Here is a 13,046-nt window from a genome sequence, read left to right on the forward strand (position 1 = left end):
GCCACAGGCTCAGGAGTTGTTGCAATGCTCAATGCCGAACAACGTGCAATCATCAAAGCCACTGTACCCCTGCTGGAAAGCGGCGGCGAAGCACTGACCACTCACTTTTACAAGATGATGCTTAGTGAGTACCCGGAGGTACGGCCGCTGTTCAACCAGGCCCACCAGGCCAGCGGTGACCAGCCGCGTGCGCTGGCCAACGGCGTGCTGATGTATGCCCGCCATATCGACCAGTTGGAACAACTGGGTGGCCTGGTCGGGCAGATCATCAACAAGCATGTTGCCCTGCAGATTCTGCCGGAGCACTACCCGATCGTCGGCAGCTGCCTGCTGCGCGCCATCGAGGAGGTGCTTGGCAAGGACATCGCCACCCCTGCCGTGATCGATGCCTGGGGTGCGGCCTATGGCCAGTTGGCCGACATCCTGATTGGTGCTGAAGAGAACCTCTATAAAGAGAAGGAAGAGGCCGAAGGCGGCTGGCGCGGTACTCGCGAATTCCGCCTGGTGCGCCGCGAGCAGGAAAGCAGCGAGATCGTCTCGTTCTACTTTGCCCCGGTGGACGGCAAACCGGTACTCAAGGCCGAGCCTGGCCAGTACATCGGCGTGAAGCTGGACATCGACGGCGCCGAGCAGCGCCGTAACTACTCCCTGTCGGCGCTGTGCGATGGCAAGGAGTACCGGATCAGCGTCAAGCGCGAGGCGGGTGGCAAGGTCTCCAATTACCTGCACGATGAGCTGGTGGTGGGCGATACCCTGCAGCTGTTCCCGCCGGCGGGTGACTTTACCCTGGCCGCCAGCGACAAGCCGCTGGTGCTGATCAGCGGTGGCGTAGGCATTACTCCGACCTTGGCGATGCTGCAGGCAGCGTTGCAAACCCGCCGTGAGGTGCATTTCATTCACTGTGCGCGTAACGGCGCGGTGCATGCCTTCCGTGACTGGATCGATGGGCTGGCAGCGCGTCATCCGCAACTCAAGCGCTTCTACTGCTATGCCGAGCCAGAAGGTGGCGCTGCAGCCGATGCCGTGGGCTTGCTGAGCGAAGACCTGCTGGCCGAATGGCTGCCGCAGGAGCGTGATGTGGATGCCTACTTCCTGGGGCCCAAGGCTTTCATGGCCGCGGTCAAGCGCCAGCTGAAGGGCCTGGGTGTGCCGGAGCAGCAGAGCCGTTATGAGTTCTTCGGGCCGGCGGCTGCCTTGGAGTGATGTGAAACCTGTACCGGCCCTTTCGCGGGCAAGCCCGTGAAAAGGCCGGTACAGGCAAATATCGTTATCCCTGCGGCACTACACCTTCCTGCCTATATATAAGGAAAGATGAAACCGGGCACAGCGCTTTCATCTTTAATCCTCCTTTAATCACGGTATCCTTCACTCCCGGGTGTCGAGGGGCTTGCCCCTGCGCGGCACTCGGGCAGCCGTTTTTTTGCCGCTCGGCGTTGAACCGACGTCGTTGCGGCCGGTCTCAGCCACACCGGATAGCCCTGCGCAGCGCTATCACGCCGCTTCCTCGGCACGCTCACAGGCCTTGCCCAGCGTGTAGACTTGCGCTCAGGCAGGCGGACCACGCTGCCACTATCCATCGAAGGAACCGGTAATGAACGAACAAACATCGCGCCTGAATCGGGAACGGCGCTTTCTGGTGCTGCTGGGCCTGATCTGCCTCTCGCTGATCGGCGGCGCTCTCTATATGCAAGTGGTGCTGGGCGAGGCACCTTGCCCATTGTGCATCCTGCAGCGTTATGCGCTGCTGTTCATTGCCGTGTTTGCCTTCATCGCCGCAGCGATGCCTGGGCGCCGCAGCTTGAGCTTCTTCGAAGCGCTGGTGGTGCTCAGTGCCATTGGCGGAGTCGTTGCGGCCGGCAACCATGTGTATATACTCGCCAACCCCATGGTCAGTTGCGGCATCGATACCCTGCAGCCGATCGTGGATGACCTGCCACTGGCCAAGCTGTGGCCGCTGGCGTTCCAGGTCGATGGCTTCTGCAGCACGCCGTACCCGCCGATCCTCGGCCTGTCGCTGGCGCAATGGGCACTTGTGGCGTTCGTGCTGACTGCTGTGCTGGTTCCGCTCGGGATCTACCGCAACCGACGCCAGGCTTAGACAAAAGTCCCGAATTGCATGGGGTCTTTTACACCGCATGAGAAGAGCGAAAAGTTGCGCACCGCTTGATCCAGATCAACCTCTAGGCCTTGCAGAATGCGGCTTTGAGGCCTAGCAAGCGGGGTGCGACAAACTGTCGCGAAGTTGAATTATTGAGCAGCATTGTTACGTATTCTGTAAAAGACTGTTGCTCAATAAGTCATAGTCAAGGGTTGGCGACCTATCTACAATCGCCCCCAATTTCCGTTCGGCACTGCTTGCGAGTCGCAGGATTGAAGGAAGCCCCAGCGCTCCTTTTTGCTGACTTCGTCAAGTTTCGCCCAACGGCGATACCGGGCGGACACCCCTCCGCGTTTTCCCGCACCAAATGGACTTGGTCTGAAGTACAGGCCTGTTGCCTACGAAACCATAAGCACCGCTAACCCGCTTGAAGCCAAGGTCCTGCAGTCGGACCCCAGGCAGGAGCGAGTACGGGCGCGAAATGCCTCACTTGGCAGGACGAAGTGTTGGCTACCAAAACACAAATTGCATTGAAGCAAGCTGATCTAGAGGTCGTGAGATGAGTAAAAAGCGTTACCCCAGACTGTTTGGCATATTGCCCTTTTTAGGCATGCTTTTACTCAGTGGGTGCAACTGGACCCTGCTCGACCCGAAGGGCCAGGTCGGCATTGAGCAAAAGAACCTGATCCTGATCGCTACCGGCCTGATGCTGCTGGTGGTAATCCCTGTCATCATCATGACCTTGGCGTTCGCCTGGAAGTACCGTGCTTCCAACAAGGCAGCCACCTACACCCCTGACTGGTCGCACTCGACCAAGATCGAGGCTGCGGTGTGGATCATCCCGATCCTGATCATCATCGCCCTGGGTTACGTCACCTACCACTCCACCCACAAGCTGGACCCATACCGTCCACTGGATTCCGATGTGAAGCCGGTGCAGATCGACGTGGTCGCGCTGGACTGGAAGTGGCTGTTCATCTACCCGGAGCAGGGCATTGCCACGGTCAACAAGATCGTCTTCCCAGCTAACACCCCGGTCAACTTCCGCGTCACTTCCGACGCCGTGATGAACTCGTTCTTCATCCCGGGCCTGGGTGGCCAGATCTACGCCATGGCCGGCATGACCACCAAGCTGCACCTGATCGCCAACGAAAACGGCGAGTTCGACGGTATCAGCGCCAACTACAGCGGTGCTGGCTTCACCGGCATGAAATTCAAGGCTACTGCCACCTCTCAGGAAGACTTCGACAAGTGGGTCGCCGAGGTCAAGCAGTCGCCGAAGAAGCTGGACAAGGCCGAATACGACGCCTTGGCCAAACCAAGCGAAAACAACCCAGTCGCGCTGTATAGCGAGGCTTCGCCTGAGCAGTTCCAGCTGATCGTCGACAAGTACGAAGGCATGAACCGCGGCCGTAGCCACGAAGAAGCAGGCAGCAAAGATCTGGCCACAACCAAGGGTGTGGAATCGAGTATGCAACCAGCTGCCGGTGCAGAGGAGTAAGAGATGTTCGGTAAACTAAGCCTGGAGGCGATACCCTATCACGAGCCGATAGTCATGGTGACGCTTGCCATGATCGCGCTCGGCGGTATCGCTGTCGTCGGTCTTATCACCTATTTCCGCAAGTGGACCTACTTGTGGAGCGAGTGGCTGACTACTGTCGACCACAAAAAGATCGGCGTGATGTACATCATCGTCGCGATGATCATGCTGCTGCGCGGCTTTGCCGACGCCATCATGATGCGTACCCAGCTGGCTGCCGCAACCGGTGGCTCCGAAGGCTACCTGCCGCCTGAACACTATGACCAGATCTTCACCGCTCACGGTGTGATCATGATCATCTTCATGGCGATGCCGTTCTTCACCGGCCTGATGAACCTGGCGGTTCCTCTGCAGATCGGTGCACGTGACGTTGCCTTCCCGTTCCTGAACTCCCTGAGCTTCTACCTGCTGCTGGCAGGCGTGCTGCTGGTCAACATCTCGCTGGGCGTTGGTGAATTCGCTAAGACCGGCTGGGTTGCCTATCCGCCGCTCGCGGGCATTCAGTACAGCCCTGGGGTGGGTGTCGACTACTACATCTGGGCGCTACAGCTATCCGGATTGGGTACGACGCTTACCGGCGTGAACTTCCTCGTCACCGTGATGAAGATGCGCGCACCTGGCATGAAGCTGATGGACATGCCGATCTTCACCTGGACCTGCACCTGGGCCAACGTACTGATCGTCGCTTCGTTCCCGATTCTGACCGCTGCACTCGCACTGCTGACTGTTGACCGTTATCTGGACTTCCACATTTTCACCAACGAGCTTGGTGGGAACCCGATGATGTACGTCAACCTGTTCTGGGCGTGGGGTCACCCTGAGGTTTACATCCTGATCCTGCCGGCCTTCGGCGTGTTCTCGGAAGTGACTTCGACGTTCTCTGGCAAACGCCTGTTCGGCCACCACTCGATGATCTACGCATCGGGCGCGATCGCCATCCTGGGCTTTGCGGTATGGCTGCACCACTTCTTCACCATGGGTGCCGGCGCCAGCGTCAACACCTTCTTCGGCCTGGCGACGATGCTGATCTCCATCCCGACCGGTGTGAAGCTGTTCAACTGGCTGTTCACCATGTACCAAGGCCGTGTGCGCTTCACCGCACCGATGCTCTGGACCCTGGGCTTCATGGTCACCTTCTCCATCGGTGGCATGACCGGCGTACTGCTGGCCGTTCCGGGTGCTGACTTCGTTCTGCACAACAGCCTGTTCGTTATTGCGCACTTCCACAACGTGATCATCGGTGGCGCGGTATTCGGCTACATCGCCGGTTTCGCCTTCTGGTTCCCGAAAGCCTTCGGCTTCACCCTGAACGAGAAGTGGGGCAAAGCTGCCTTCTGGTTCTGGCTGTCGGGCTTCTACGTTGCGTTCATGCCGCTGTACGCCCTGGGCTTCATGGGCATGACCCGTCGTCTGAACCACTCCGACAACCCACTGTGGGAACCCTACCTGTACGTAGCCGTTGTCGGCGCCGTGCTGATCCTGTTCGGTATCGCTTGCCAGCTGATCCAGCTGTACGTATCGGTTCGCGACCGCAACCAGAACCTGGACGTGACCGGCGACCCATGGGGCGGCCGTACCCTGGAATGGTCGACTTCGTCGCCACCTCCGTTCTACAACTTCGCCCACATGCCTGAGCAGGTTGGCCTGGATGCATGGCACGAAACCAAGGAAACCGGCAAGGCTTACAAGCCGGCGACCAAGTTCGACGCCATCCACATGCCAAGCAACACCTCGACGGGTCTGTTCATGGGCCTGTTCCTGACCGTCTTCGGCTTTGCCTTCATCTGGCACATCTGGTGGCTGGTTGGCGCAAGCCTGGTTGCAACCATCGCTGTCTTCGTTCGCCACGCTGCCCGTGACGACCAGGGCTACATGGTTCCGGCCGAAGAAGTGGCGCGCATCGAAGGCGAGCGTATGAAAGCGCTGGCCAAAGCAGGTGCTCTGCCTGCCGGCGCACGTGTCGAATCGTTTGAGCGGGTGTAATCAATGTCCAGTCAAGTAATGCACGGCGGCGCTGCTCATGGTCACGACCATGGGCATGACGACCACCACCACGACTCGGGCCAGATGACCGTACTGGGCTTCTGGCTGTACCTGATGACCGACTGCATCCTGTTTGCGTCGCTCTTCGCCACCTACGCGGTGCTGTCCGGCAGTTTTGCCGGCGGCCCGTCGGGTCATGACATCTTCCAGCTCGATTTCGTAGCTGTTGAAACGCTGTTCCTGCTGCTGTCCTCGATCACCTTCGGCTTCGCCATGCTGAAGATGTTCGATGGCAAGAAAGCGGGTGTACTGGGCTGGTTGGCTGTGACCTTCCTGTTCGGTGCAGGCTTCATCGCGATGGAAATCTATGAATTCCATCACCTGATCAGCGAAGGCTTCGGCCCGCAGCGCAGTGGCTTCCTGTCGGGCTTCTTCGCCCTGGTAGGTACCCACGGTCTGCACGTGACTGCTGGTCTGATCTGGATGGCAATCATGATGTACCAGATCAACAAGCACGGCATCACGCCGACCGCCAAGACCCGCATGAGCTGCCTGAGCCTGTTCTGGCACTTCCTGGACGTGGTCTGGATCTGCGTATTCACCGTCGTTTACCTGCTGGGAGTTCTGTAATGGCTAACGCACACGACACTCATCACGAAGGTAACCACGGCAGCGTCAAGTCGTACATGATCGGCTTCGTACTGTCGATCATCCTGACTGCGATCCCGTTCGGCCTGGCCATGACCGCCAGCCTGCCGAAGAACCTGACCGTACTGATCATCGTTGCCATGGCCGTGATCCAGGTAGTTGTTCACCTGGTTTACTTCCTGCACATGGACCGCTCGAAAGAGCAACGCAACAACGTATCGACGTTCCTGTTCACCACCATGGTGATCGCTCTGCTTGTCGGCCTGTCGCTGTGGATCATGTTCAGCATCCACTTCGAAATGTTGGCCAAGTGAGGTAAGACTGCATGTCCGTTAAGCACTTTATCCAAATCACCAAACCGGGGATCATTTTCGGTAACGTGCTTTCCGTGGCAGGCGGTTTCTTCCTTGCCTCGAAGGGCCATGTGGACTTCGCCCTGTTCCTGGCGGTGGTGATCGGTACTTCGCTGGTGGTCGCGTCCGGATGCGTGTTCAACAACTGCATCGACCGTGACATCGACCACAAGATGGAGCGCACCAAGAACCGCGTCATGGTGCAGGGCGGCATGTCGCTGCCCCTCGCGCTGATCTACGCCACCCTGCTCGGGGTGGCGGGTTTCAGCTTGCTGTATGTTCAGGCCAACCCGCTGTCGGCGTTCTGCGCGCTGATCGGCTTCATCGTCTACGTCGGTTTCTACAGCCTGTGGCTGAAGCGTAAATCGGTGCACGGCACCTTGGTCGGCAGCCTGTCCGGTGCCATGCCTCCGGTGATCGGCTACTGCGCCGTCAGCAACAGCTTCGACCTGGCTGCGGTAACCCTGCTGGTGATGTTCAGCCTGTGGCAGATGCCGCACAGCTTTGCCATCGCGATCTTCCGCTTCAAGGATTACAGTGCTGCCAACATTCCGGTTCTGCCGGTGGCGCGCGGTGTTCTTGCGGCGAAGAAGCAGATCGTGCTGTACGTGCTGGCCTTCGTGCTCGCCACCTTGATGCTTACCCTCGGCGGTTACGCCGGCCTCGGCTACCTGGCCGTGGCGGCTGCCATGGGCCTGTACTGGCTGTACATGGCTTGGGGTGGCTACAAGGCCGAGGACGACAGCAAGTGGGCCCGTAAGGTATTCGGCTTCTCCATCCTCACCGTCACTGCCCTGAGCGTGATGATGGGTGTGGACAGCCAGACCGCTGCGGACGTGCTGATGACTTACGCACGCTGATACTGCTGCCTGTTTCACGAAAACCCCGGCCATGTGCCGGGGTTTTTTTATGGGTGTTTTCCAGTGTCGGCCTCTTCGCGGATGAACCAGAGGCCAGTCCTGAAACATAGATTTCGTATTTTCAAAAAATACGTCTGAAAAAATATATATAAACAGGAAATCTTCCTTTACAGATATCCTGTTTCGGCATTATCTTCTGATTCAGGCCGCCACATCGGCCAGCGTCGCTCGGACGGTTCCGGGCGCTTACGTACTCAGAGGAAGCCATGGCCATCCCAGGTTCGCCGCGCCGCTTTGCGCGCATCGATCGTCTCCCCCCATACGTCTTCAACATCACTGCCGAACTCAAGATGGCTGCCCGCCGCCGTGGCGAGGACATCATCGACCTGAGCATGGGCAACCCCGATGGCGCCACCCCGCCGCACATCGTCGAGAAGCTGGTGCAGGTTGCCCAGCGTGAAGACACCCACGGCTACTCCACCTCTCGTGGCATTCCGCGCCTGCGTCGGGCCATTTCCAACTGGTACAAGGAACGCTACGAGGTCGACATCGACCCGGAAAGCGAAGCCATTGTCACCATTGGCTCCAAAGAAGGCCTGGCCCACCTGATGCTGGCCACCCTTGACCAGGGCGACACGGTGCTGGTGCCCAACCCCAGCTACCCGATCCACATCTACGGTGCGGTCATTGCCGGCGCTCAGGTGCGTTCGGTACCACTGGTGCCGGGTGTGGACTTCTTCAACGAACTCGAACGGGCCATCCGCGAGTCGATTCCCAAGCCGAAGATGATGATTCTCGGTTTCCCGTCCAACCCCACCGCCCAGTGCGTGGAGCTGGACTTCTTCGAGCGCGTGGTGGCCCTGGCCAAGCAGTACAACGTGCTGGTGGTACACGACCTGGCTTACGCCGACATCGTCTACGACGGTTGGAAGGCCCCGTCGATCATGCAGGTGCCTGGTGCCAAGGACATTGCGGTGGAATTCTTCACCCTGTCCAAGAGCTACAACATGGCAGGCTGGCGGATCGGCTTCATGGTCGGCAACCCCGAATTGGTCAACGCCCTGGCGCGGATCAAGAGTTACCACGACTACGGCACCTTCACCCCGCTGCAGGTGGCAGCCATCGCTGCGCTGGAGGGCGACCAGCAGTGTGTACGCGACATTGCCGAGCAGTACCGCCAGCGCCGCAACCTGTTGGTGAAAGGTCTGCACGAGCTGGGCTGGATGGTCGAGAACCCCAAGGCATCGATGTATGTGTGGGCGAAGATCCCCGAGCAATACGCGCACCTGGGTTCGCTGGAGTTTTCCAAGAAGCTGCTGGCCGAGGCCAAGGTCTGCGTCTCGCCGGGGATCGGCTTTGGTGACTATGGCGATGACCATGTGCGCTTCGCCCTGATCGAGAACCAGGACCGTATTCGCCAGGCCATTCGCGGGATCCGGCAGATGTTCCGGGCTGACGGGCTGACCAACAAGTAATTATCAGGGGGCCGCTTTGCGGCCCCCTTTCTTCAGGTGAGAGCTTTCCGCCTGCATTCCATCGATCTGCCTACCTATCTTCAGCACTCATTTCTCACCACAGAGATCCACGAATGAGTGTCTTCACCGCCTATTTCTGCGGCACCGGCTCCCACCGCTTCGACGATACCAACCCCAACTTCTGGAACGGCGAGCTGGTCTCGACCCTGGCCAGCAACGACCAGGGCCGCGAATTCGCCCACTGGATCGCCGTAGACGGCCCTGGCAGCGGCAACCTGCAGGATGACAACCTGTTCGTCGAGCCCGGCGGCTACTTCAACTGGACGGGCCAGCTGTTCGGTCGCGGCTGGGAAGAAAACGTCAACCATGTGCTGCAGGTGATCAAAGGGGAGAGCAGCTGGCAGCGCACCAAACTCAGCGAAGAGGATTACGAGCGGCTGAAGAGCGCCGGCGTACCCATCCCGGACCCTTCCTCCACAGCCTCCTGGTTCTGGCGCACTTACGACTACGGCGAGCGCCACCCAACCCCGCAGGAACTGCAAGAGCGCATCATCAGCATGTTCCGCAAACCACGCATTCCAACCCAGGTCAACCTGGTCGGCTGGAGCAGGGGAGGAATCAGTTGCCACATGCTGGCCAATGCCATGGCGCAAGACCCTGTACTGCGCGCCATCCCGGTGAACATATTTGCCATCGACCCGGTGCCTGGGGTCGGCAATGTGCAAACCGAGCGCGTCACTTTGGCTGATAACGTCAAAGAGTACGTCGGCTTCTACTCGCGGGATGAACGGTCCAAAGGGTTTGCCTGCGTGATCCCGTCAATTGCCAGTGGCACGCGGATCTGCGTTTACCCGATGCCGGGGCGCCATGCCACGCTGGTGGGTAATGCATCCGGCGATGGTGCGAGCGACGGCAAAGTGCTCAAGGAACCGGGGCTGATCGTTCGCCATCTCGCCGAAGTCTGCCTGACCCGTTGGGGTGTTCAGCTGGGCAAGCGGCTGGCCTTGAACGACACGCAACTGATGGCGTACCACCAGGCCATGGCCGCTGCCGAGGGGCAGTACCAAGCCATGCGAAGTAAGTCGTACACCGTACTGACCGAGGGTGACAAGCACGACCGGTTGGTACATTGCGGCGAGACCCGCACGGGTTTCAGCAAGGTGTGTGGTGATGACTACGATCCGATCGAGGGCCTAGCCCTGCAGCGTTGGGATACCACGACCTACAAGGCACTGCGATAAATGAAACGGGCGGCCGGATCAGTGGCAATTTTTTTTGCAGGCGCCCTCTATCCAGCCGCCCCGGATTCGATTGAAAATGGCGCAGCGGGCCAGCCCCGATAACAACAACCTTCCCTCCGTGACATCATGTCTGAATATAACCCTTGCCTTGACTGCGGCGCCTGCTGCGGGTACTTTCGTGTGTCCTTCTTCTGGGGCGAATGCCAGTCTGCCGGGGGCGTTGTGCCGGATGACCTGGTGGTGCAGATCAACCCCACCCGCGTTGCCATGATCGGCACCGATGCCAAGCCATGCCGCTGCGTCAGCCTTGATGGCGAGATCGGCAAGGAAGTGGCTTGTACCATTTATGCCAACCGTTCCAGCCCTTGCCGTGAGTTCGAGGCGTCGTGGGAAGGCGGGGTGCACAACCCAAGCTGCGACGATGCACGGGCGGCGTATGGGCTGCCACCGCTCACGCCGCCAGGGGCCAACGAGCCGCATTGGCCGGATGATGGCGCTGAGGTGGCCTGATACTGCAAGGTTGCCAGTAACGGCTGGCATGTGCATGTCGGAACGTTTGCGGGGATTTTGAAATCGAGCGCCGCCCGCGCGACGCTCGATCTCTGCATCACCAAAAGACCCAAGCCATGCCCATCCACCCCCGCATGTAGTTAAACTGTCATCTCCCCAGCAATGGACAGGAGATCCGGCGTGACCCCACCCCGCAGTTTCCCCAGTGACCTCTGCCTCGACAGCCCGCGCCTGCAATTGCGCCCCATGCGCCATGCCGATGCCGCGCAGTGGCTGGCGATCATGGCCGACCCCGAGGTCATGCGTTATTGGCACCATGCCCCCTGGCAAGACCTGGCCGAGGCCGAAAGCGCTCTGGCCGCAGACCGTGAAGCCTATGCCAATGGCGACCAGCTCAAGCTCGGCATGTACCGCCGTGACAACGGCGAGCTGATCGGCATGGTCCAGCTGTTCAACATCGATGACGTCTCCCGCCGTGGCGAAATCGGCTATTGCCTGGCCAGCGCGGTGCAGGGCAGGGGCTACATGGACGAAGCATTGACTTGCTTCATCGACTACCTTGCCCACACCCTGCACATGCGCCGCCTTGAAGGCGAAATCGACCCGCGCAACCAGGGCTCGGCCCGCACCCTGGAGCGCCAGGGCTTCGTGCTCGAAGGCACCCTGCGGGCGCGCTGGTGCGTGGCCGGCGAGCTGTCCGACTCGGGTATCTACGGCTTGTTGCTCGAACCACCTGTTGCATAGTCTTACGGCGAATAGCTACTATTCGGGAACAATTCTCACTTGTGTCCCGGTGCCCCATGCCCGTAGCCGACTCACCGAGCCCGTACCCGCTCGAACAGCTGTACAGCGAGCACCACGGCTGGCTGTTCAGCTGGTTACGGCGCAAGCTGCGCTGCTCGCACAGCGCAGCCGACCTTGCCCAGGACACCTTCGTGCGTATCCTGGCCTCGCGCGATGCCCTGCTGGGCATGCGCGAGCCTCGCGCCTACCTCAGTACCACCGCGCGCCGCCTGCTGATTGACCAGGCCCGTCGGCGGCAGATCGAAGAGGCCTACCTCAGCGAGCTGGCCCTGACTGCCGAGTTGCTGGAAGGGCATCAGCCCCCCGAAAACATCCTCATCACGCTCGAGGCGCTGGAACAGATCGCCTTCCTGCTTGAAGGCCTGCATGTAAACGCACGCGAAGCATTCGTGGGTTACTACCTGGACGAGCTGACCCAGCCACAGATCGCGCAGCGCCTGCAGATTTCCCCGCGTATGGTGCGCAAGTACCTGGCCCAAGCCCTGATTCATTGCCACCGCACGCTGGACATTGCCGCACCGTGAACCCGTCCCGTATCGAGCAGGAGGCCGCCGAGTGGGCCCTGTGCCTGGGGGAGGGCGAACTGGGTGCCACCGAGGCGCGTGAGTTCGAGGCCTGGCTGCAGGCCGACCCGCGCCACGGTGCGACCTTGCGGCGCATGCAAGGGGTGATCAGCCAGATGCATGCCCTGCGCCAGCAACGCGGGCCGGTTGGCGCAGGGTTACGCGCCGGCATGCAGCCCTCGGCGCCACGTTCGCTGGCGCGGCGCACCTTGCTCGGCCTGGTGCTGGCGGGTTCGTTGCTGGGCACCTTGCCGCTTGCCGGTGTGTCGCCACGAGACTGGCTAGCCGACCTGCACACCGCGCCGGCCGAGTGGCACAGTCAAACCCTGAGCGATGGCTCGCAACTGACTTTGGCGGGCAATTCCGCCGTGGATGTCGAGTTCAGTGCTGGCGAGCGGCGTATCCGCCTGCTGCACGGCCAGGTACTGGTGGATGTCAGCCATGACCCGGCGCGGCCGTTCGTGGTGCAAACCGACGAGGGCAGCTTCAAGGCCTTGGGTACTCGCTTCGTGGTCGGCCAAGGGCGCGAACGCAGCGAGCTGACCATGCTCGAATCCCGTGTCGAGGCGCGCAGTGCCGTGTCCGGCGATCAACTGGTCGCGGGGCGCGGTGAGCGGGCCTGGGTGGCACGCGACGGGCTTGGCCCGCTGCCGGCTATCGATCCGGCACGTGTGGACCAAGCCTGGCAGCGTCACCAATTGGTGGCCGAAGGCGTGCCGCTCGATCAGGTGTTGGACGCGTTGTCGCAGCAAAGGCGCGGCGTGCTGCGCTTCGACCGCCAGGCAATGCAGGCCATCAAGGTATCGGCGGTACTGCCGCTGGATGACAGCGAACGCGCCCTGAGACTGCTGGCCGAAGCGCTGCCGATTCGCATCGGTGGTTTTGGTCGCTGGTGGACCACGGTCGAGCCAGCGCCGCGAGAAAATTGATCAAGGTGGTTCCGCTTCTGTGCGCTGGCCCGTCAAACAAGA

The 13,046-nt window shown here is 60.5% G+C and carries 13 protein-coding genes; all 13 read left to right on the forward strand.

The window, feature by feature from the left end:
* Nucleotides 1-24 precede the first annotated feature (24 nt).
* Nucleotides 25-1,203 carry an NO-inducible flavohemoprotein gene (gene hmpA / locus ACNQP3_RS04350; RefSeq protein ID WP_060515055.1) on the forward strand — a complete coding sequence of 393 codons (1,179 nt, stop codon included), beginning with the start codon at nt 25-27 and terminating at the stop codon, nt 1,201-1,203.
* A 388-nt stretch (nt 1,204-1,591) separates the two neighbouring features.
* The gene (locus ACNQP3_RS04355) at nt 1,592-2,098 is read left to right on the forward strand and encodes a disulfide bond formation protein B (RefSeq protein ID WP_012270557.1); all 507 of its coding nucleotides are present in this window, start codon (nt 1,592-1,594) and stop codon (nt 2,096-2,098) included.
* A 559-nt stretch (nt 2,099-2,657) separates the two neighbouring features.
* Nucleotides 2,658-3,599, forward strand: a complete 942-nt coding sequence (cyoA, locus tag ACNQP3_RS04360; RefSeq protein WP_012270558.1) for a ubiquinol oxidase subunit II — start codon at nt 2,658-2,660, stop codon at nt 3,597-3,599.
* 3 nt (nt 3,600-3,602) lie between these two features.
* Entirely contained in the window at nt 3,603-5,621 is a 2,019-nt protein-coding gene (gene cyoB / locus ACNQP3_RS04365; protein ID WP_012270559.1) for a cytochrome o ubiquinol oxidase subunit I, read from the forward strand.
* Between the two features lie 3 nt (nt 5,622-5,624).
* On the forward strand, nt 5,625-6,251 hold the full coding sequence (cyoC, locus tag ACNQP3_RS04370) for a cytochrome o ubiquinol oxidase subunit III (RefSeq protein ID WP_012051225.1): 627 nt from the start codon (nt 5,625-5,627) through the stop codon (nt 6,249-6,251).
* Nucleotides 6,251-6,583, forward strand: coding sequence for a cytochrome o ubiquinol oxidase subunit IV (gene cyoD / locus ACNQP3_RS04375; RefSeq protein WP_012270560.1), 333 nt, complete (start codon nt 6,251-6,253; stop codon nt 6,581-6,583). Before cyoC ends, cyoD begins: the two co-directional genes overlap by 1 nt.
* Nucleotides 6,584-6,594: 11 nt before the next feature.
* Nucleotides 6,595-7,482 (forward strand): heme o synthase, encoded by an 888-nt coding sequence (gene cyoE, locus ACNQP3_RS04380; protein WP_012270561.1) that lies wholly within the window; start codon nt 6,595-6,597, stop codon nt 7,480-7,482.
* Nucleotides 7,483-7,748: 266 nt separating this feature from the next.
* Nucleotides 7,749-8,957 carry an alanine transaminase gene (alaC, locus tag ACNQP3_RS04385; RefSeq protein WP_012270562.1) on the forward strand — a complete coding sequence of 403 codons (1,209 nt, stop codon included), beginning with the start codon at nt 7,749-7,751 and terminating at the stop codon, nt 8,955-8,957.
* 113 nt (nt 8,958-9,070) lie between these two features.
* On the forward strand, nt 9,071-10,198 hold the full coding sequence (locus ACNQP3_RS04390; protein WP_060515056.1) for a hypothetical protein: 1,128 nt from the start codon (nt 9,071-9,073) through the stop codon (nt 10,196-10,198).
* A gap of 126 nt (nt 10,199-10,324) precedes the next feature.
* Nucleotides 10,325-10,708, forward strand: coding sequence for a YkgJ family cysteine cluster protein (locus ACNQP3_RS04395; RefSeq protein ID WP_012270564.1), 384 nt, complete (start codon nt 10,325-10,327; stop codon nt 10,706-10,708).
* Nucleotides 10,709-10,888: 180 nt separating this feature from the next.
* Nucleotides 10,889-11,452: a GNAT family N-acetyltransferase gene (locus ACNQP3_RS04400; RefSeq protein ID WP_012270565.1), complete on the forward strand. Its 564-nt coding sequence runs from the start codon at nt 10,889-10,891 to the stop codon at nt 11,450-11,452.
* Nucleotides 11,453-11,508: 56 nt separating this feature from the next.
* Nucleotides 11,509-12,036 carry a sigma-70 family RNA polymerase sigma factor gene (locus ACNQP3_RS04405; protein WP_012270566.1) on the forward strand — a complete coding sequence of 176 codons (528 nt, stop codon included), beginning with the start codon at nt 11,509-11,511 and terminating at the stop codon, nt 12,034-12,036.
* Nucleotides 12,033-13,004 (forward strand): FecR family protein, encoded by a 972-nt coding sequence (locus ACNQP3_RS04410; RefSeq protein ID WP_264316838.1) that lies wholly within the window; start codon nt 12,033-12,035, stop codon nt 13,002-13,004. Before ACNQP3_RS04405 ends, ACNQP3_RS04410 begins: the two co-directional genes overlap by 4 nt.
* The last annotated feature ends 42 nt before the right edge of the window (nt 13,005-13,046 follow it).

Source organism: Pseudomonas sp. LFS074 (assembly GCF_047978165.1).
Taxonomy (GTDB): domain Bacteria; phylum Pseudomonadota; class Gammaproteobacteria; order Pseudomonadales; family Pseudomonadaceae; genus Aquipseudomonas; species Aquipseudomonas putida_P.